Annotated in this window: 26 protein-coding genes and 1 pseudogene; 16 read left to right on the forward strand and 11 right to left on the reverse strand. The window is 40.0% G+C overall.

Annotation, left to right across the window (positions count from 1 at the left end; all coding sequences use genetic code 11):
* Positions 1-28: 28 nt before the first annotated feature.
* The gene (locus V7K15_RS00900) at positions 29-631 is read left to right on the forward strand and encodes a cytochrome c oxidase subunit 3 (protein ID WP_334902171.1); all 603 of its coding nucleotides are present in this window, start codon (positions 29-31) and stop codon (positions 629-631) included.
* A 94-nt stretch (positions 632-725) separates the two neighbouring features.
* On the opposite strand, the gene V7K15_RS00905 is transcribed toward V7K15_RS00900, so the two are convergent.
* The 5 genes from V7K15_RS00905 to V7K15_RS00925 all read right to left on the reverse strand — a co-directional run bounded on the left by V7K15_RS00905 (position 726) and on the right by V7K15_RS00925 (position 5,176).
* Positions 726-1,487 (reverse strand): DUF4058 family protein, encoded by a 762-nt coding sequence (locus tag V7K15_RS00905; protein ID WP_334902173.1) that lies wholly within the window; start codon positions 1,485-1,487, stop codon positions 726-728.
* Between the two features lie 213 nt (positions 1,488-1,700).
* Entirely contained in the window at positions 1,701-2,480 is a 780-nt protein-coding gene (locus tag V7K15_RS00910) for a hypothetical protein (RefSeq protein ID WP_334902174.1), read from the reverse strand.
* A 187-nt stretch (positions 2,481-2,667) separates the two neighbouring features.
* The gene (locus V7K15_RS00915) at positions 2,668-3,504 is read right to left on the reverse strand and encodes a CheR family methyltransferase (protein WP_334902176.1); all 837 of its coding nucleotides are present in this window, start codon (positions 3,502-3,504) and stop codon (positions 2,668-2,670) included.
* Between the two features lie 374 nt (positions 3,505-3,878).
* Complete coding sequence (locus tag V7K15_RS00920; protein WP_334902177.1) at positions 3,879-4,424, reverse strand: hypothetical protein; 546 nt, start codon at positions 4,422-4,424, stop codon at positions 3,879-3,881.
* A 185-nt stretch (positions 4,425-4,609) separates the two neighbouring features.
* Positions 4,610-5,176: an HD domain-containing protein gene (locus tag V7K15_RS00925; RefSeq protein WP_334902179.1), complete on the reverse strand. Its 567-nt coding sequence runs from the start codon at positions 5,174-5,176 to the stop codon at positions 4,610-4,612.
* Between the two features lie 145 nt (positions 5,177-5,321).
* Here V7K15_RS00925 and V7K15_RS00930 point away from each other — a divergent pair, with 145 nt between their 5' ends.
* From V7K15_RS00930 to V7K15_RS00950, 5 genes are all read left to right on the forward strand, one after another.
* On the forward strand, positions 5,322-5,897 hold the full coding sequence (locus V7K15_RS00930) for a Uma2 family endonuclease (protein ID WP_334902181.1): 576 nt from the start codon (positions 5,322-5,324) through the stop codon (positions 5,895-5,897).
* A 388-nt stretch (positions 5,898-6,285) separates the two neighbouring features.
* Complete coding sequence (locus tag V7K15_RS00935) at positions 6,286-7,026, forward strand: LmeA family phospholipid-binding protein (protein ID WP_334902183.1); 741 nt, start codon at positions 6,286-6,288, stop codon at positions 7,024-7,026.
* A gap of 33 nt (positions 7,027-7,059) precedes the next feature.
* On the forward strand, positions 7,060-7,611 hold the full coding sequence (locus tag V7K15_RS00940) for a DUF2231 domain-containing protein (RefSeq protein WP_334902184.1): 552 nt from the start codon (positions 7,060-7,062) through the stop codon (positions 7,609-7,611).
* A 220-nt stretch (positions 7,612-7,831) separates the two neighbouring features.
* A complete protein-coding gene (locus V7K15_RS00945) occupies positions 7,832-8,248 on the forward strand; it encodes a ribosomal maturation YjgA family protein (RefSeq protein WP_334902188.1) in 417 nt (138 codons plus the stop codon).
* Complete coding sequence (locus tag V7K15_RS00950) at positions 8,226-8,453, forward strand: DUF167 domain-containing protein (protein WP_334902190.1); 228 nt, start codon at positions 8,226-8,228, stop codon at positions 8,451-8,453. The genes V7K15_RS00945 and V7K15_RS00950 overlap by 23 nt, the downstream gene beginning before the upstream one ends.
* A gap of 213 nt (positions 8,454-8,666) precedes the next feature.
* Here the strand turns inward: V7K15_RS00950 and V7K15_RS00955 are convergent, their stop codons facing one another.
* Positions 8,667-9,278, reverse strand: coding sequence for a glutathione S-transferase family protein (locus V7K15_RS00955; protein ID WP_334902192.1), 612 nt, complete (start codon positions 9,276-9,278; stop codon positions 8,667-8,669).
* Positions 9,279-9,475: 197 nt separating this feature from the next.
* Here V7K15_RS00955 and V7K15_RS00960 point away from each other — a divergent pair, with 197 nt between their 5' ends.
* From V7K15_RS00960 to gatC, 3 genes are all read left to right on the forward strand, one after another.
* The gene (locus V7K15_RS00960; protein WP_334902193.1) at positions 9,476-10,177 is read left to right on the forward strand and encodes an SOS response-associated peptidase; all 702 of its coding nucleotides are present in this window, start codon (positions 9,476-9,478) and stop codon (positions 10,175-10,177) included.
* A gap of 125 nt (positions 10,178-10,302) precedes the next feature.
* Entirely contained in the window at positions 10,303-10,824 is a 522-nt protein-coding gene (locus V7K15_RS00965) for a photosystem I assembly protein Ycf3 (protein ID WP_334902195.1), read from the forward strand.
* 110 nt (positions 10,825-10,934) lie between these two features.
* On the forward strand, positions 10,935-11,225 hold the full coding sequence (gene gatC / locus V7K15_RS00970; RefSeq protein WP_334902197.1) for an Asp-tRNA(Asn)/Glu-tRNA(Gln) amidotransferase subunit GatC: 291 nt from the start codon (positions 10,935-10,937) through the stop codon (positions 11,223-11,225).
* A gap of 277 nt (positions 11,226-11,502) precedes the next feature.
* Here the strand turns inward: gatC and V7K15_RS00975 are convergent.
* Positions 11,503-11,676, reverse strand: a pseudogene (locus tag V7K15_RS00975) (3-phosphoshikimate 1-carboxyvinyltransferase); the annotation flags it as partial.
* A 382-nt stretch (positions 11,677-12,058) separates the two neighbouring features.
* Between V7K15_RS00975 and V7K15_RS00980 the strand changes: the two are divergent.
* Positions 12,059-12,571 carry a hypothetical protein gene (locus V7K15_RS00980; RefSeq protein WP_334902199.1) on the forward strand — a complete coding sequence of 171 codons (513 nt, stop codon included), beginning with the start codon at positions 12,059-12,061 and terminating at the stop codon, positions 12,569-12,571.
* Positions 12,572-12,737: 166 nt separating this feature from the next.
* Here the strand turns inward: V7K15_RS00980 and V7K15_RS00985 are convergent, their stop codons facing one another.
* Positions 12,738-13,319 carry a thioredoxin family protein gene (locus V7K15_RS00985; RefSeq protein WP_334902202.1) on the reverse strand — a complete coding sequence of 194 codons (582 nt, stop codon included), beginning with the start codon at positions 13,317-13,319 and terminating at the stop codon, positions 12,738-12,740.
* Positions 13,320-13,460: 141 nt separating this feature from the next.
* The gene (locus V7K15_RS00990; protein WP_334902204.1) at positions 13,461-13,676 is read right to left on the reverse strand and encodes a chlorophyll a/b-binding protein; all 216 of its coding nucleotides are present in this window, start codon (positions 13,674-13,676) and stop codon (positions 13,461-13,463) included.
* Positions 13,677-13,856: 180 nt separating this feature from the next.
* Here V7K15_RS00990 and V7K15_RS00995 point away from each other — a divergent pair, with 180 nt between their 5' ends.
* The 4 genes from V7K15_RS00995 (at position 13,857) to V7K15_RS01010 (ending at position 17,179) form a co-directional block, all read left to right on the forward strand.
* Positions 13,857-15,353 carry a thymidylate synthase gene (locus V7K15_RS00995; RefSeq protein WP_334902205.1) on the forward strand — a complete coding sequence of 499 codons (1,497 nt, stop codon included), beginning with the start codon at positions 13,857-13,859 and terminating at the stop codon, positions 15,351-15,353.
* Entirely contained in the window at positions 15,353-15,904 is a 552-nt protein-coding gene (locus tag V7K15_RS01000; RefSeq protein WP_334902207.1) for a deoxycytidylate deaminase, read from the forward strand. Before V7K15_RS00995 ends, V7K15_RS01000 begins: the two co-directional genes overlap by 1 nt.
* A 26-nt stretch (positions 15,905-15,930) precedes the next feature.
* Positions 15,931-16,620, forward strand: a complete 690-nt coding sequence (locus V7K15_RS01005) for a dCTP deaminase (protein WP_334902209.1) — start codon at positions 15,931-15,933, stop codon at positions 16,618-16,620.
* A gap of 79 nt (positions 16,621-16,699) precedes the next feature.
* Entirely contained in the window at positions 16,700-17,179 is a 480-nt protein-coding gene (locus V7K15_RS01010; RefSeq protein WP_334902211.1) for an XRE family transcriptional regulator, read from the forward strand.
* Positions 17,180-17,234: 55 nt separating this feature from the next.
* Here the strand turns inward: V7K15_RS01010 and V7K15_RS01015 are convergent, their stop codons facing one another.
* Positions 17,235-17,771: a P-loop NTPase family protein gene (locus tag V7K15_RS01015; RefSeq protein ID WP_334902213.1), complete on the reverse strand. Its 537-nt coding sequence runs from the start codon at positions 17,769-17,771 to the stop codon at positions 17,235-17,237.
* A 332-nt stretch (positions 17,772-18,103) separates the two neighbouring features.
* On the opposite strand from V7K15_RS01015, the gene V7K15_RS01020 reads away from it, so the two are divergent.
* On the forward strand, positions 18,104-18,727 hold the full coding sequence (locus V7K15_RS01020; RefSeq protein ID WP_334902215.1) for an adenylate kinase family protein: 624 nt from the start codon (positions 18,104-18,106) through the stop codon (positions 18,725-18,727).
* Between the two features lie 70 nt (positions 18,728-18,797).
* Here the strand turns inward: V7K15_RS01020 and V7K15_RS01025 are convergent, their stop codons facing one another.
* Complete coding sequence (locus V7K15_RS01025; RefSeq protein WP_334902217.1) at positions 18,798-18,941, reverse strand: hypothetical protein; 144 nt, start codon at positions 18,939-18,941, stop codon at positions 18,798-18,800.
* Positions 18,942-18,946: 5 nt separating this feature from the next.
* Between V7K15_RS01025 and rph the strand changes: the two genes are divergently transcribed.
* A complete protein-coding gene (gene rph, locus V7K15_RS01030; RefSeq protein ID WP_334902218.1) occupies positions 18,947-19,690 on the forward strand; it encodes a ribonuclease PH in 744 nt (247 codons plus the stop codon).
* Positions 19,691-19,714 lie beyond the last annotated feature (24 nt).

Here is a 19,714-nt window from a genome sequence, read left to right on the forward strand (position 1 = left end):
TCAAATTCCCCCTCAAGCTAAAAGCAAAATGGACAGCTATATCAATTCAAATGAATTGCACCAGACAAGCGCAGAACACAGCCACGACGAAGAAGGCAACAAAATGTTTGGCTTCATTGTCTTCCTACTGTCCGAAAGCGTTATCTTTTTAAGTTTTTTCGCCGGATATATCATCTACAAAACAACAACTCCTAACTGGCTACCAGCTGGTGTTTCAGGATTAGAAGTAAAAGATCCGGCAATCAATACAGTCATTCTAGTTTCCAGTAGCTTTGTGATTTATTTAGCAGAAAAAGCCCTTCAACGCCATGATTTGAAAGGGTTTCGCCTGTATCTCTTCGCTACGATCGCAATGGGAACTTACTTTTTAGTCGGACAAGCGATTGAATGGAGTCACCTGGAGTTTGGCTTCACCTCCGGGACATTCGGTGGCACATTTTACCTGTTAACGGGCTTCCACGGTTTGCACGTTTTCACAGGTATCCTGTTACAGTTGATAATTTTGGTACGTTCTTTCATACCTGGCAACTACGAAACAGGTCACTTCGGCGTCAATGCAACCTCGTTGTTTTGGCACTTCGTCGATGTTATTTGGATTATTTTGTTTATCCTCATCTACGTTTGGCAGTAAAAAATAAGAAATCCCCAGCAAACTGTTTGAGCGATCGCTGGGGATGATTAGTGTTATTGTGATACCATTAACAAGTTTGCCATTCCGCTCCGATCTAAATCCTCTGTAAAATTTCTCTGACCCAAGCTTCTTCCTCTGGTGAGCGCAATATTTTTAAAGGTTGTGCATAATCAATTGCTAAGTCAAATCTAGCACGTTCGTAAACTTGATTTAGTAACTTTTGCAAGTCAACTATTGGCTCAGATTCTCCCTCACGCAAAGGCACAGGAAAAACAGGAATTGGGTTTTTTAAGTTGAAAGTATATAAATCTGCATCAGGTCTGTTGTAGCTGCGACTGACTAAAATACTATAATCTGCGGCTGTCGCTCCAAAAATAGGCATTGGCTCTCCTTGCCTCAAGAGGTCGATTTCTACCAAGTTGGTTGCAGAAGCCAAAATTTTCTGTCTTTTGCTCTCGTAAGCGGCTCTACCTTCTTTGGAGCGTTTATTTTTGGGTGAAAGTATTTCAATTACAGCAACTACTTCTTTACTTTGAGTTGCTCTTACCTCTAAAAATCGCTCAGTTAACTGTTCAGGTATGGGAACTTTCACTTTACTGGGTTCGGTAAGTTTTGCAGCAGTCAAAGTTGTGCCAGTATCTGTAGTATTACGATTAGCAACTGCGACATCAGCGATTCCCACAAGTAAGATATCATCTACACTCTTATAAACTCGCTCTTCGATGGAAACTCGGTATTTAGGCGCGATTTGAGGAGTCAAATCATCAGCTATAGCTACAATCAAACGATTGTGAACTTGATGCCAAAGTTGTGGCTGTTCTAAATAGGGGTTCATTCCAGGAAATGGATTTCCCATTACGCTTTCCTTTAATTAGTTCTCCTCAATTGAGACTATTCTATCTGTTCTCATCTTCTGTACCTTATTTCAATGAAAATCGCTGGCGTTGCTGAATCGAGGTATGAACTTAATGATATAGAGACGTAAAATTTTACGTCTTTACAAGGATTTTCAACGCAATGCACAATCGTTTCATACCGCAATCAGCAACGCCGGAAATAAATCGCTATATCAAACCAAATAACTCGTATTTGGTACGATCGCAAAGAAGGCATACTCATACCAAGCAGTCCAAATGAAACTGCGAATCCATCGCTGACGCTTTTCGGGACTCAATTCATATTCAAACGCCCCACGAGATATATCAATGGAAGATAGATGAGAGTTGCAGCCGCAGCCGTGTTGATAAGTAAAACCGTATTTAGAAGCAATACTTTGCACCTTCATCTGGATAGCAAAGACCTTACCTGCATGGAGTATGGCATCCCAAGCGCGTTTGTGTTCGATATCGCGCTGATCAAATCGTAAGGCGCGTTCTTCAAAAACATGATCGCGGTAAATTGGTGCTAGATGCACATGGTAGAAGCTGGCGGGTAGTTCATAACCAAACTCATTAAATAAATCTATACCAATGCGAGCCACTTTTACTTCATCAGCGAACTCGATTCCCTTTGACTCTACATCACGGAGAATTTCTGCAAAGTTCGGATAGCTGTGTTTGAGAAAGTCTTGCCCAAAAAACTCCAGAGTTTCCCATGCCAGTTGTGTAAATAGCTGCGAGAATGACGGTATCAAGTGAGCTAGTTGGGGGCGATCGCTAAACAAGTCAACATCACCATGCTCTAATTTGTATAGGAACAACTGTGCCATCTCAACATAGCTTTCGGGATGGGAAAGTCCGACACTCGTGGTTCCTCTAGCAATGTCTTGCCATGTAGAAGGTAGTTGAGAAACGTGAACCGCATTTTCTCCAGCAATGACTGCAACAGGAGGACATTCGAGAAGTTGCATCGACAATCTCCTTTAAGACTTTAATCTGTAATTTACCTTAAGCGATCGCTTTATCTTCTTCTGAACACAATTAAAAATGTTTGACAGACTGTCTTTTGACAGCGATGCCTACATATGCTACGACTACGCAATTTTATTCATAATTTTTGGGGCATTGGGCATTAGTTATTTTACGATAATTCATAATTCAACCACCTGCAATTTTCTTATATATTTTCTCAGCTTTGACTATCTCTTCATAGTGCTGCTCATGAGAGGTAAACCTGATAGATTCTTGTCTTCCTAAACCCAAGATGCCAAAGGTGCAAAGGCTATTATAAAACAGTTCATGTACCCGTTTTTGAAGTACCTGATTGAAATATATGAGGACGTTACGACAAAGGATGACATTAAACTCATTAAAAGAACTGTCAGTTGCTAAATTATGCTGGGCGAAAACAACATTTTCTCTTAGAGATGCTCGAAAAATCGCGTTATCATAAGCTGCTGTATAATATTCTGAGAAAGACTTCTTGCCACCTGCTTTTAAATAAAGTTGAGTATATTCCTGCATCAGTTTTAGGGAAAAAATGCCACTTTTGGCATTTTGTAATACCTTCTCGTTCGTATCAGTCGCATATATGCGGCAACGGTGGTAAAGTCCTTCTTCTTGCAGTAAAATTGCCATTGAGTAAACTTCTTCACCGGTCGAGCATCCAGCGTGCCAGATCCGAATAAATGGATAGGTTTGTAAGAAGGGGATAACTTGATTTCTGAAGCTGTTATAAAAGCTGGGATCACGAAACATTGATGTTACATTCACCGTCAGAGCAAGCAAAAATCGTTCCAAATAGACACGGTTATGGAGTAACCGTTCTTGCAATGCCGAAACATTTGCTAACCCCTCTAACTGCATGAAGCTCTGAATGCGCCGCTTGAGTGAGGAAAGAGCATAATCACGAAAATCATAACCGTAGTACTGATATAGTCCTTCCAAGAGCAGATGTATTTCGATGTCCTCCAAGGTCGGTTTGGGCAAAGGCATAATATTTATAATTTATAATTTATAATTTATAATTCATAATTCATAATTATTACGCCAAGGATGAATGGGCTTTTTGAAATAATGATACTGGACTTTGGGTAATTTCCATAAATCAATTTAGTTGGTCTTTAGCATGAATTAGTGATTATAAATTAATGATTATTTGCTCATACAAGAATTCCAGATTGGTCATAAACAAAAAATTTGAAGAAGTAACGACGTCTTTCTATAATTAAGTAAACTACGCGCAGCAAATGTACCATAAGAAGAAATAGAGAAGATGTTTACAAACAATTTAATATTGCTGTAAAACCCAAGTAGATTTTACACCTAAAATAGCTTGCTGAATCAATTAAATTTGAGCGCGTTGCTACTTATGGGTTTGAGTTTAACCAAGTGGCTATTAGTCCTAAAATAGCGATCGCTGTTATTGAAATCCCAGCTAGCCATCTAACCTGGTAACGCAGATTTTTAATCTCTTGACTCAGACTTTCTCTCTGTGGTATAGAATATGGTTCAAGTTGTACAACTTCGATAGCTACTTGTTGGGGTGTATTTTGGGGTTTTGCAAAAGAAACCTGCGTCTGTAGCCAATTAGTAATCAGTTGGGGACAGTTCTTTTTAAACCAATTTAAAGCTAAAGTTCTAAAAACTGGTTTCGACATCCGGGCAATTAATTTCATCACCCTATTTAAGGGTTTCAAGCGAAGCTTTTGATTAATCAGATTGACTGAACCAACATCATACAGACAATCCAGAATTAGTTTCACAGTGGCTTCTTCACTGTTAATCAAGTTTTGCAGTAAAAGCAGAACATCACGCATCCGCTCTGCTTCCTTATACTTTTCTGCCAAGTTTTCTGGAGAACTTACTGAAGGACTTACAGTTGTATTTACAGTATTTTTTCTTACTATCGTCATATTGGTAACATAGCAGCCATAATAATGTTAGTACACCTATCTACCGAGAGAAAGATTTTTTATCTAGAGAGAGAACCTAAAAGCCAAAATTTGTTTGTAAGATACATGACTATATCGTGTCTGGAAAAAGGTTATTTGTCTAGTTCCGATAAATCTTTTATTTACTTTTGGGAAAATAAAATTTCTTATTGAGATGCTAATATCTCAATTTGTGCAACTACTCGTTCTAATTCCTCAATAATTACAGTGGTTCTAGTCTTTTTGAAGGCATCGACAAGCGCCCGATAATACCAAAGAGTACCATCTTTACGCCCCTGAAAACGTTCCCAAACTGATTCGCCCAAAACGCGATAATCTTTGAGAATAGATTGGGCGTTGTAAAGTTTATCTGCTGATGACACGAGCAGTACTGATGGGGAAGCAGTAGGAATATGAGCAATATATGCCTCCTTGCGCTGTTGCCAAGGGGGTTTGGGAGTTGTATCAGCATCAGTACAACCATCGACAATTGCTGTTACATTGTCACCAAAGCGGCGACGAATTTCTGAGCGGGTTGCGGCGCCACCTTGATCTTCGATCGCATCATGTAAAAGGGCTGCGATCGCTTCATCTTCATTTGCCCCGTATTCTAAAGCAATACTGGCGACACCTAATAAATGGGCAATGTAGGGGACACCTGAACCTTTACGAACTTGGTTGGCGTGCAGTTGGGTAGCGTAGATAAGGGCTGCGGTAAAACGTTCTGAGAGCATTGTCTAAAATCAGTTAGGAGAACTCTACCTAATCAAGGGTTTGTGTCAATTTTATAATAAACCGTTCCCGCCGCAGAGGTTGCAAAGGATGAGAGGGCTACAAAGCTAAAATTGAAATATCTATCAAGCTTTCTATGGCATCATCATGAACAGCGAAAAAATAACGGTCCAGTCTTTGTATACTGTCACTGATGAAGAATTAATGCTGATGAGTTCGCAAAACCCAGAGCTGCGCTTTGAACGCAATGTTAATGGTACTTTAGAAACTATGCCCCCAACTGGTGGAATTTCTGGTAATCGAGAAATAAAAGCAGGAGCCTATCTATTTAATTGGGTAGAAAGTCAGAATCTAGGTGAAGTTTTTGGGCCGAGTACTGGTTTTAGATTAGCAAATACTGCTGTCAGAGCGCCTGATGCTGCTTTTGTAGCTAAAGGACGTTTACCAGAAGGTTGGGATCAGCAAGAGGACAAATTTATCAACTTAGCACCCGACTTTATAATTGAAATTCGGTCTAAAAATGATAGCTTGACAAAACTCAAAGCCAAGATGGAAGAATATATTAGCAATGGTGTTCAATTAGGATGGTTAATTGATAGTAAAAATCAGCAAGCTTTAGTCTATCGTCGGGATGGTTCAATTACTCAATACCCGGCTACGGCAATATTAAGCGGTGAAGATGTTGTACCTGGGTTTACGTTGCCTTTGAAAAAATTATTATAAAAGCGATGCTTACGACTGGCTACATCTACGCACTTTATACATATTTGATCTGACGATGGATGCGCCAAACCAAAATTCGATTCTAAAGTATGCTGCAAGCTTTTCTTATTAAACAGATTTTCGCAAAATTTCATAAACAAATACTATAACTACTAAATTCTATACATTCCATCTTTCTTTTGAGTGATATCTGAAAAGAAGCCGTTTTGCATCTACGCATTAGAAACTCTGCATATAAAAGCAAAACTTTTAATTATAAATAATAAAATTATACTTTTAGATAGACAGTATTTAAATCTATATTCCATCGCCAGATAGATAAAATTCTGATGCTAATTTATTAAATTTACTCAAGGCTATGGTATTTAAAGTAGGAGTCAATTAAATAATGCTAGACAGTCCTGGATTAGGAGAGCAAGCGCTGAATAAAGCTACAGAAATAGGATTATCTAGCCAATTAGATGAAGTAGAAAATTTAGATGTAAACATCAAAACAGACCCGTTAAAACTGGTTCAAGGACAGGTGGATGCAGTCACGATTCAAGGTGAAGGTTTGGTTATGCAGAAAGACCTCCGCATGGAGGAATTGAAAATAGAAATGACTAGTGTTGCCATTAATCCTCTGAGTGTAGCTTTTGGCAAAATTGAACTCACTAAACCTACTGATGCTAATGCCCAGGTTGTGTTAACCGAAGCTGATATTAATCGCGCCTTCAACTCAGAATATGTGCGATCGCAACTGCAAAGTCAAAAAATACATATTAACGGGCAACTGACAACTATTCAGCCTGAATATGTAGACTTTCAACTACCTGGTGATGGGAAAGTAGCATTAAATGCTAGCATAAAATTAGTAGAAACAGGTGAAAATCAGCAAGTTGCTTTTTCCGCAGTCCCCCGGATCAGCGCTAATGGAAAAACTGTTACTCTAGAAAATGTCGAGTATGGTGAAAGTGAGGAAATATCGCCAGAGTTGACAAAAGCTTTGATAGATGAAACTAGCGAAATTTTAAATTTGAGTAACTTTGATTTAGAAGGAATAAGTTTGCAAGTTAAGCAATTAAAAGTAGAAGTAGGCAAACTAACTCTACAAGCTGAAGCTTATATTGAACAAATTCCTTCTGGTTAAAAATAGTCCGCGAATAAATTCAGGATACTAATAATGGAAACTACAGACACAACGCAAACAAGTTCAACACCTTTCCCAAATATTCCCCCAGTTATTGAAAGTAACGACAGTGAGTATCTTGATACCGGTGTACCCAGTACAGTTGCGATCGCAGGACATCCCCTACATCCCCTGAGTGTAATCTTTCCCATCGCCTTTTTAGCCGCCGCCTTGGGAAGTGATATCGGCTACTGGTTAACTCATGATTTCTTTTGGGCTAGGGCTTCGCTATGGTTAATCGGACTCGGATTAGCTGGAGGACTCCTAGCAGCAGCGATCGGTCTGAGCGACTTTTTCAAAATTGAACGAGTTCGCAAGCGCACCGCAGGTTGGGCGCATTTGATACTTAACGTTTCTCTACTAGTTTTATCACTCGTCAACTTTCTCCTGCGTTTGGGCGACGCTGAATCCCGAATAGTACCTTGGGGACTGTTACTATCGCTCATTGTCGGTACACTGGTTAGCCTTTCCGGTTGGTTCGGTGCCGAACTCTCTTATCGCCACAAAATCGGTGTAGTGGGTGCTGGTAGCAGAAGATATCCATAACCAAATAATTCCTAATTAGGGACTGACAACAAATAAATTATCCAATATTGTGGGGTGGGCAACATGAGCGCCTTTGACTAAGGGTTTTCGTGTCGCCCACTCCACAAAAAGTAGTCGAGTATTTTTTTATTTGTCAGTCCCTTAACATTCAATATTACGAATTATTGAGAAACGACTATGCAAAGGCTAAAATTTTGCTTAGTCTCTAAGCTTTCAGAAAATGCGCCAAAACCGTAACCAAACAATATTTATTATTCTTTCTGTGCTCATCGTTCTACCGATGGGCTTTTTATTTAAGTATTATAGTGGGACTGCCCATGAGTGGTTTAATGACTACGGAGCCGCTATATTTTATGAAATATTTTGGTGTCTATTCGCATTTTGGTTTTTCAGAAGTCGGGCGGCGGTAATCCAAATTCCTCTATGGGTTTTTGTGATCACCTGTATACTAGAATTCTTGCAACTTTGGCATCCGCCACTATTAGAGGAGATTCGCGCCACCTTGATAGGTAAATTGTTACTTGGTACTACCTTTGTTTGGTGGGATTTTCCTCATTATATATTGGGTTCTGTTTTAGGTTGGTTGTGGCTGCGACAATTACACGGAATAGGTTATGCAAAAAAAAGTCAAGGTTAAACCTAATTCAAAACAGCAAAAGATTGAAGAACAACCTGATGGCAGTCTAACTGTGTATTTAAAATCACCCCCAGTTGATGGGAAGGCGAATGAAGAGTTAATTAAACTACTAGCAGATAAATTTGATGTAACCAAATCTCAGATCAGAATTAAGTTAGGTTTGTCCTCCCGGCAAAAGCTGATAGAAATTGATACAAATCTCTAGTTGTTGTTTAGTAATACCCTTTCTTTGTGAGGCTGCGCCAAACCTTTTTAACTTCTTTCTTTCTTTGTGTACTTTGCGTCCTTCTCCCAAGGGGAGACGCTAACCCGAATGCGGTTCTTTTTTCTTTGTTGTACTTAAATATGATTTAGCGCATCTTCCTAGAGAATTGGTATAACACCTTCTATAGTCTTCAATGCAAGAATTTTGAATTGTTTAAGCTTGTGTAATACTGATATACCTTGGTTGAGCCTTGACTCTTTCTATCCAAGCTTGGATAGCAGGAAATTGTGTTAAATCAAACCCTCCCTCACCAGCTATATGAGTGTAAGCAAACAAAGCAATATCAGCAATCGTGTAACGCTCTCCCACAAAAAAAGTGTGAGAAGTTAAGTGGAGTTCCATCAAGTTAAGCGCTGCATAACCGGGTTCACGTTTTTGCTTGATAGCTTCGCTATATTCTTCAGTTTTACCTAAAATAGAAATCCAAAATCTTGATGTAGCAATAAAAGGTTCATGACTATACTGTTCAAAACATAACCATTGCAGCACCTGCGCTCGTAAAAATTGGTCATAGGGTAAAAATTCTGTGCATTCACTCAGATACACCAATATGGCATTTGATTCTGCCAAGTATTTCCCTGGCTTAATTTCCAGAACAGGTATCTTACCGTTAAGATTTTTGCTTAAAAATTCTGGTGTTCGAGTCTCGCCTTTCAAGATGTTAAGCTCTACCCTCTCAAAAGGCATACCTAGTTGTGTCAATAAAAGACGTACCTTATAACCATTGCCAGAAGGTAAAAAATCGTACAACCGCAGTAGTTCCATGCTAAAATAAAGTTAGAAATATGTTGATAAGTGAAGGTTCAAAATACAATATCTTACCAAAAGATTTTCCAATAACCGGATAATTATTTTTATATTCCGTTTCTGAGTCCTACAGAAAATCATCAGACAAAATAAAAAAAGTATTATTTATTTCGAGATTGAGATGTTTAATTTAGTTAGTGGTTGAGAATAAAAGTATGTGTGGAAGATTTACTCTAAACCAGTCGGCAGCAAATTTAGCTGAAGTTTTTCATATTGATCGAGTTTCGGATTTAGCAGCCGAATATAACATTGCACCTACGCAAATGGTGGCTACAGTGTTACAAAATCCCGAAAGCCAAAAGCGTGAATTTAAGGAGTTGCACTGGGGATTAATTCCGTCATGGGCGAAAGATGCAGGAATGGGGGCAAAGCTGATTAACGCTAGGGCAGAAACTGTTGCCGAAAAACCCGCTTTTCGCTCGGCTTTTAAGCACAGACGCTGTTTAGTGCTAGCTGATGGCTTTTATGAGTGGCAACGGCAACAAGGCAAAAAGCAACCGTTTTATTTTCGCCTTCAAGATGGGCAACCCTTCGGCTTTGCAGGTTTGTGGGAGAAATGGCGTTCGTCTGCTAAAGAAGAAATAATCTCTTGTACAATTTTGACAACGGCAGCTAACGAATTACTCCAACCTATCCACGAGCGGATGCCAGTGATTCTAGAGCCACAAGATTACGATTTATGGCTAGATTCCCAAATGCAAACGCCCCAAATCCTCCAGCAGCTATTGGGTCCCTATCCCGCCTCAGCAATGACTGCCTATCCAGTTAGCACCTTGGTAAACAACTCTCGGCATAATAATCCGCAATGCATAATACCCCTCAGTGAGAATAATGCACCCGCAAATCAGTTAAATTAGCTATTGAGTGTCCTAGGGGATTGGGGAGCAGAGGGAGATGAGGGAGATGGGTGTAACCAATGTCCAATGCCCAATGCTCAATATCCAATGTCCAATGCCCCAATACGCAATACCCAGAGACAAATATGCCAAGAACACAAAAAAACGATAATTTTATTGACAAATCCTTTACAGTGATGGCAGATATCATCTTGAAGATCCTGCCAACCAACAAAAAAGCTAAAGAAGCGTTTGTTTATTATCGAGATGGTATGTCAGCCCAAGCAGAAGGGGAATATGCTGAAGCATTGGAATACTATGAAGAAGCTCTAACACTAGAGGAAGATACCAACGATCGCGGCTATATTCATTACAATATGGGGCTAATCTTTGCCAGCAATGGCGACCACAAAAAGGCTTTAGAACTATATCATCAGGCAATTGAGTTAAACCCACGTATGCCCCAAGCCTTGAACAACATCGCCGTGATTTATCACTACCAAGGCGAAAAGGAGAAAGAAGCTGGAGATAACGAGGCTGGCGAAGCACTGTTTGACCAAGCAGCAGACTATTGGATTCGAGCTATTCGTATGGCTCCCAATAACTACATCGAAGCCCAAAACTGGCTGAAAACCACTGGGCGATCGCAAATTGACGTATTCTTCTAAAAGTAATGAGTTAGGAATTATGAATCATTCACTCCTAACTCCTGTACAGACGCGATTAATCGCGTCTCTAACTCCTGTACAGACGCGATTAATCGTGTCTCTAAAAAAATATGATTGACCAAGAACAAGTCCACAAAGTAGCTAATCTTGCTCGTTTAGAATTGACTCCAGAAGAAGAGGAACAATTCACTACCCAGTTGGGAAATATTCTGGATTATATTGAACAGTTGAATGAACTTGATGTCAGTAATGTGTCCCCAACAACACGGGCAATTGATGTCAGCAATATCACACGAAAGGATGAATTGCAACCCTATCCAGACCGGGAAAGTATTCTCAATAGTGCGCCTGAACAGGAAGGCGAATTTTTCAAAGTCCCAAAAATCCTCAATGCTGAATAGTCGAAAGCTATTGACTAACGACAAATATTTACACTGAGCTATTTGTATATAATAATTACTGCGTTAAAGTGTTCGACTTAACGCACTCTAGTAAATTGAATATTTTTTAATTACAAATATAACTAAGTGGGCATGAATAATTAAAGGTTTATAGTAAGGGCTGAAGCCGTTACTACAAGCCAATTTAATTAATTTTACATTGCGTAACATAGTTTGATTTATTTTTGCCCACTTAATTAGCAGTGCTGTGGGGGTTTTTTCCAAAAAGAAGTTACTAAATTTCAGTTTCACCTTCGGCTAGAGCGCCCAACATTAGAGCATGGTGAAGAAAGTCAAAGTCCCCAGCCACCCGGATGCGACCCGATAAAGATAGCCCAAAAGAGGGTCGCTGAATAATTAACTTGTGAAAAAGGTCTTCGTGAGTTTCTACGGTTATAACAGAAAGCGACATTAGGATACACTGGCTTTTGAATAGACCGGAAGTTGAGTAGCGACAAACAAAGTCGCTTGTCGCTGACTTCCTGCCTAGTATCCTATCGCTTTTTGCTGTATGAAACTTACTCCAATCTACAGGAAGTCTCCCACTGTTTTGAGGCTATAGCCTTAGAATATTTACAAGCTTTACTTACGAATTAGCTCTCTCTAGAAAAAGTATCGTTTTTGCTGTCTAAACTGACATTATACCTGTTTCTATTGGTATCTCTGTAGCTTAACAAATCAACGGATTCATTAATATTAAGCCTGTTTTACTATTTAGTTTCTTACCCTGACCTATTAGACAGCTAGAGTGTTCATTTCACTTTGTTCAATAGCTATTAGCCCTTATCGCTCCCATGCTGACCCATCACCGCAAGCCCGTGTGCTTATCACTTATTTCCACTGACCTACCAATCTGGTCTGTTGTTGAAACTGCCGGGACACTGTATCAAAAAGACACTGACCGGTTCCATTTGCTGTTAACTGCACCGCCCTTGATTAGTTGCGAAGTAGAGAGTGTCCTAAGTCCAGAGGACACACTTCCCCAAAGTAAGAGCAAAGCTTACGCCCCTAACAGTCCCAGGATTTTGTGGCTGGAGATTTCCCCTTACCGTGTAATTATGACTATGCAAGGTAACGCTCAAGTGAGTTACCGTCACTTTTGGGAACAGGGCGTTTATGGGATTAGTCGATATTGGTTGCCAACTGAGTCGTTGCAACCTAACAATCCTATTCGTTTACGAAATTTTACTAGTAGCTTAAGTCTCAACGGACATCCCTTGCCAGAACATTTGCGGCTGGAATATGAATTGTGGGCAGAAAAAGTCCAACTAGGATGCTACATACTGAATTTGGAAATTAAACACTGATAATTGTGGGGAGTAGGGAGTAGGCTTGCCGTGAGCTTGTCCTGAGCGTAGTCGAAGGGCGTAGCCGAATGGGAGTGCGGAGATGAGCGAGCAGGGGGAGAAAGAATAACTAATGTAATGTCCAATCTCCAATGCCCCATGCCCAATGCCCCATGCCCAATCTCTTTCAACCAAAATAACTGGGTTGGTTTCCAGGTTTCCATTTAATATTGCAACCAACACTCGGCTTTTGCTCACTCGTAACAGGTTTACCCGCCAGCACTGCTTCAATGGCTGCGCGTAAATCTGCGCCCGTTACGGGTTTACCATTACTGGGGCGGCTATCATCTAATTGTCCACGATAAACAAGTTGGCGATCGCTATCAAATACAAAAAAATCTGGTGTGCAAGCTGCGGTGTAAGCTTTTGCTGTTTCCTGGCTCTCGTCGTAGCATAAAGTAAAATTAAACCCTAGTTCTGTGGCAAATGCTTGTAAGGACTCTGGCGCATCATCTGGGTAATTTTTTGCATCATTAGCACTAATGGCAACGATCGCTAAATCACTTGTAAAATAATCTTTTCCTAACTGCACTAATTCTTGTTGGACGTGCTTTACAAATGGGCAATGCCGACAAATAAACATTACCAACAGCGCTTTTTTCTCTGCAAAGGTAGAAAGTGAAGTTGCCTTTCCAGATACTACTTCCGGTAGATGAAAATCTGGTGCTTTTGTGCCTAGCGGCAACATAGTAGAAGCAGTTAAAGCCATAGTTCACCCTATATTTTTACGCTGATAACGGCTTTTGCTATCAGTATATTTTTACTCTAGCACTAAGTTTTCCATAAATTAAGAGACGGTAAATTTACCGTCTCTTACATTTGTTGAGAGTTACGTTATGGTAGTCAGTTTTTACAGACTTGTCAAAACACCAACTATACCGTGTCCTGTCAGTACTTCTAAAGCTATCAGAGAGATAAAACCAATCATTGCTAAACGACCATTAAGCAGTTCTGCGTAAGGAGTGAAGCCTGTGCGATCGCCTTGCTCATCTATGTAAACCTTTGGCTCGATCGCAAAGTTGTTCAGTTTGCCTTGGTCGTCAATTATAGCAGTGTTTGTACGCATGGATTTTTCCCTGTCTTCTCTTTATGTAAATAACTGTAACAAAATTATTAATATTTGTAAAGCAAGCGCATTGCATTGATTTATTAGGTAGACTTTCAAAGTCCACCTTCTATGAAACTATTACCAATTTAGATTTAGTGATATAATCAAAGATCGTTAATTTTTTACTTTTAGCCAATCATGACAGCAACGGGTAAGGCAACCCAATTTGAATACAAAGCACTACACAAGCCCAATCAGCTTATTTATGGACATGGGCAGACAGCAGTGATTACAGGGTGGACGGTGAAGCAGGCGATCGCTAAACACCTGCAACCCGAAGATTATGCTGTAATTGGGCAACTATACTCGCCCACAAGAGGGATAAACTTACTTATTCGCAATTTACTGTATAATCCCCATGTCCGCTTTTTGGTTGTTCTCAATGCCACAAGGGAAGATAATAACGCGGGTGCGTGTCAGTGCTTGCTGGACTTTTTCCGTAATGGCTTTGAAGAAGGTGTTTGTGATACTGGGTTGCGTTGCTGGGTAATTCGCTCCCCAATCAAGGGATATATTGATCTTGACGTGAAAGCTACTGCTTTAGAGCACCTGCGGGAGTCAATAAAGTATGAGGAAACCAAATCCATCTCCCAAGCCGTTAGGCAAGTTTTATCTTATCCCCAATTTGAAGGACTTTCTCCTTGGGGAACGCCTGTAAAATTTCCCATGTCTATCGCTTACCCTGCTGTTTTACCAGGGCCACGTTATGGACATCGAATAGAAGGTAAAACTATAGCCGAAACTTGGGTAAAAATAATTCATCGGATTAAGACAACAGGAACAATTAGACCAACTGGCTATGATGGAGAATGGCAAGAATTAATTGATTTAATGGCAATTGTTACTGATGAGCCTGTTGACTTTTATTTTCCTGAGCCGAATTATTTGCCAATTGACCGCCCTTTTCTGGAAGAATACGTTTCACAAATTTTAGATGATGCACCTTATAGGGAAGGCTTGAAATATACATATGGTCAACGTTTACGTTCCTGGTTTGAGCGTGACCAAATTGACCAGGTAATTCAGAAGTTAATTGGAGAAATTGATGCTGCTAGTGCAGTGATGAACTTATGGGATGTAAAAGACCATGAAAAAGGTGGTAGCCCTTGTCTTAATCATATTTGGTTGAGAGTGGTTGATAATGAATTATCACTAACTGCAACTTTTAGAAGTAATGATATGTTTGCCGCTTGGCCTGCAAATGCAATGGGATTGAGGGCTTTGCAACAACGTATTAGGGATGAAATTGGCTTACGTTCTGAGTATGACTTGAAAATGGGGCCACTGATTACTATTAGTCAGTCTGCTCATATATATGATGATACTTGGAGCAACGCCGAACAACTGATTAAACAACAGTATCTACGCATTTCTAGAAAAATAGATTACCACGATCCTGCGGGAAATTTTTTAGTCGATATTCTAGAAAATGAGATAGTTGTTACACAAACAACTCCCGGTAGTGGCGAGGTTGTAGGTTGCTATTCCGGTGAAGATGCATTGAAATTAGTTAGAGAAATTTGCGCTGCTTCGCCTTCAATACGTGCAGATCATGCTGGATATTTGGGAATGGAATTACAGAAAGCTATGAAATGTTTGAAAACAGGGGCTAAATACATTCAGGATAGTAAATAATGGTTTGTGATGAGCAAAGACCAACATGGGATGAATACTTTCTGATGTTGGCTAAACTTGCAGCAACTCGCTCAACGTGTTTAGCCTTTCCTGTGGGTGCTGTGATTGTGAAAAACAAGCAGGTTGTAGCAACTGGTTACAATGGCTCACCATCAGGTTCCGCTCATTGTACGGCTCAGGGCTACTGTTATCCAGGATTAAGTAGCTGTGATGCTAGTAAAACTTTACCATCAAGAGCTGTACACGCAGAAGCAAATGCGATCGCACAAGCTGCAAAGCATGGTATCTCTACAGATGGTGCAAGTATTTACGTCACCCTAGAACCTTGTCTGTCTTGTTTGAAATTAATTATCTCCGCAGGGATTAAGGAAGTGTTTTATGAAACTTCTTTCAATAGCGGCGAGAAAGCCTTGGTGAGAGATTCCTTTGTGAATGAAGGTCTAGTTACCCTCAAGGAAGTTAAGCTTTCTGAAGCCACAGCAAAAAGAGCAGCATTGTTCCTGTTATCTTCTACGTCTGTTGTCAGTTTTGACATTGTACAAAATCCATAAACTCATATCAAAACATAATTATTGCTATGTTGAGTGATACAGATATTAAACAACAAATAGAACACAGAAAAAATAATCCAACAGAGGGAATATATATAGATCCCTTTGAAGAAAAGTACTTAACCCCTGTTGGTTATGATTTTAGAATAGGGCTAAAAGGGTTCTCTTGGAAAAATAAGCGTGAAATTGATATAGAGAAAGAGAGGCAGATTGAAATTGAACCCAATGATACGGTAGTTATTGAAACCCTAGAATCAGTCAGTTTGTCTAAAGTAGTCGGCGGTACCATACATGCAATGGTTTCAAAAGCTGTTCTTTATGGTTTGTCTCATATTTCTACCACAATAGATCCAGGATGGACAGGCAAACTGTTAATTTCAGTAAGTAACTACCGAGATAGCCCTGTAGTACTTCGTTTTAGAGATTCTTTCTGTACAGTTTGCTTTCATCAAATGGAATCTGAATCAAAAGTACCTCTTGGAAGACCTCCCGATAGGGATGATATATGGGAAAGACTACTAGAGATATCTAGGCAAGAAAAAAAGAAGAAAGAAAAAGAAAATGTTAGCCGGAATATATTAATAATTTCTTTGATTATAATTGTCTTATTTTTGGGAGTTTTCGTATCCTTAAAAAACCCCGATTTGGGATCTGCACTAGCAGCTTTTATAGCTTTAATAAGCCCTGTTGTGTACGATAGACTAAAATCAAAATAAATTTTTGATTAACTACTAAAAGTTAAGTATTTAATATAAAACTAAGATTCGGAGAATATAGCTAATTGAATAGTAGAAAATGAATACTACAAAAACACGTATATATATTTCTGGTGCGTTGACAGGTATTGATAACTTAGATACAGTTAAGGCTTTTTATACAGCTATCGGCTCACTTTGCGACGAAATAGGATTTCAGAGTTATGTTCCCCATCTAAAGACTGACCCTATTAATCATCCTAATATCAGCCCTCGTCAAGTTTTTGATACTGATAAGCACCAAGTTAGGATATCTAACTTAGTTATTGCCTACATTGGTTATGCTTCGCTGGGTGTTGGGATGGAATTAGCATATGCAGAGACAAATGCTATTCCAATTATTTTACTCTATGAAAGAGGTAAAGTAATATCGAGATTCCCTCGTGGTATACCTACTGTATTTTCTGAAATCCAGTTCAAAGACTATAAAGATGCTTTGACTCAACTTGAGAGCGTTTTAAAACAGTGGAGACAACAGCACAAACAAAAATCCTCATCAGCGCCATTCTCCTCCACTTAAATACTACTAGTCGCAACTCACCTTTTGAGCAACTCATCAATTGGAAATGGATTGTTTAAGGTCGATGACTCCGGCGGATTTCTGTAATTTGATCTGCCACATCCAAGAGAGATTTGGGCATCTCTGGCCCTGTGAGAATGATATCGACATGGGGAGGGCGTTTTGCCAGAAACGCTAAAACTTCCGTTTCAGGAATTAAACCAAAGTTAATCGCTAAACTTAACTCATCTAAGACAACGAGAGAATACTTACTCTCACACACTACTTGTTGTGTATACTGCCACAGTTTTTGTAAAGCTTGGTTCTCCGTATTGTCTAACTGGGGTGTATCGATACAACGAGGCAAATCACAGCGAATCCAATCTAAATTTTGTCCTAATTGTATGGGTCTTTCCTGTCCTTGACGAATACCTCCTTTGAGGAACTGCACTATTAATACTGGCGTTCCTTGTCCAGCTATTCTCAGTGATTCAGCTATAACGCTCGTAAAAAAGTTACGATGGGAGCTAGTGAAAACTTGCACTAGTCCCTCAACTGGATATGGTAAGGTAAGGGTTGAATTGATACTTGGGGTTTCTAGCTGGCTAACCATAGGGTAAAGTTCAAAAAGTTACAATAAATTAAAGGTTTGTGCTGGCGGTACTTATCACAAATTTGCCTGTATAATCAATCTGTTTTTCACAGGTTTGGTAGATTTGGCAAATTGCATTCTTAGTCAAACACTACGTTTGTGCTAAAGTCAAGAGTTATTTTCGTCTTTTCTCTGAAAGGAGTTGTAAAAATGAAAACATAAGAGTTAGAGTTCCAATTATTAAAAAAAGCTGGGTATAACGGCTGAAAATCGCTAAATGTGAGATTTCCCGGTTGTTTGGGTAAAACAGACTTAGCAAGTAGTGAATTTGACAGGATGAGGAGTTAATTTTTGTGAGATTGGTGATTCTGGGAGGTTCAGGATCGGGGAAAAGCACTCAAGCACAAAAGCTTTGCAGATACTTTGATATTCCTTTGATTTCTACAGGTGAGATTTTACGGTCAGCAATATCTGGCGATCAGCCCCTGCCGGAATTTCGATGGTCAGAAGCCGATCCCCGGACTTCTCTTCCGGTTTACCCTAGCTTGAGTGAACTAGGCTACCACGCACGTCCCTACATCCAAAAAGGGGAGTTAGTTCCAGACGAAATGATCATTGAATTGATCCGAATTCGCCTCAGACAACCAGATATTAACTGCGATTGGGTCTTAGAAGGCTATCCCCGTACTGCCTTTCAGTCTGAAGAATTAGATTTTTTCTTGGATGATTTCGGGCAAAAGCTAGATTGGGCGATTTATCTCCAAGTCCCAGAAGCTGTCATGGTTAACCGATCCTTGGGGCGATCGCTACCAGATGACCAACCTGAAATCGTCCAACGCCGTGTAGAATTATTCTACGATCGCACCATTCCAATACTTGAATATTACGACCGTCGTCGCTGCCTATTAACCATCAACGGCGACCAGTCACCAGAGATGGTGCAGCAAAGTATTTTGACTCTGCTTTCAGTTCCTTAGAAAAGAAGCAGGGGAGATAAATCAATTCAAAATTCAAAATTCAAAATTCAAAATTCAAAATTCAAAAAAATTAAAGAATTTCTGCCTCCTCTTTCCCAATGCCCAATGCCCCATGCCCCATGCCCAATGCCCAATGCCCAATGCCCAATGCCCCTAAAATGATGATTTGCAACACTAAGGTAATCTTAAGGCAGTATTCTAAAACTTGAGGCAACTCCAATGGCTTGGCAGCGTCCTGACGGCCGTCTTCCTGACAAACTACGTCCGATCAGCTTTTACCCCAGTTTCACCAGCTTTGCCCCCGGTTCTGTTCTTGCAAGATGCGGTGATACTCAAGTACTTTGTACTGTTAGCGTTAATAAAGGAGTTCCGAAGTTTCTTGAAGGAACTGGTAAAGGCTGGTTAACTGCTGAGTACCGAATGTTACCATCTGCTACCCAAAAACGCCAAGAAAGGGAATTGTTAAAATTATCTGGACGGACGCAAGAAATCCAACGTCTAATTGGACGCAGCTTACGTGCAGCAGTGGATTTTGAGGCACTGGGAGAACGCACGCTGACTGTGGATGCCGATGTATTGCAAGCAGACGCTGGAACTCGGACAACAGCGATTACAGGCTCGTTTGTGGCGTTGGCTCATGCGATTTCTAAATTGTTGCACGAGGGCGTGTTGGAGCGATCGCCTCTGTGTGGACAGGTAGCAGCAGTTTCCGTAGGATTACTGGAGGGAGAGCCATTTTTGGATCTTAATTATATCGAAGATTTGGCTGCAACAGTAGACTTTAATGTGGTAATGAATCAACACCTGGGAATCATTGAAGTCCAAGGAACAGCCGAAGAAGGCAGCTTTAGCCGCACTCAGTTGGATCAGCTGCTAGATGTCGCCCAAAAAGGAATTCAGGAATTGTTAATTGCCCAACGTCAAGCGATCGCTGACTGGGAAGCGCTGTTTGTGATTAATTAGTTTTATTAAATTTTAATAAGAATT

It is taken from the genome of Nostoc sp. (assembly GCF_036919815.1).
Taxonomy (GTDB): domain Bacteria; phylum Cyanobacteriota; class Cyanobacteriia; order Cyanobacteriales; family Nostocaceae; genus Nostoc.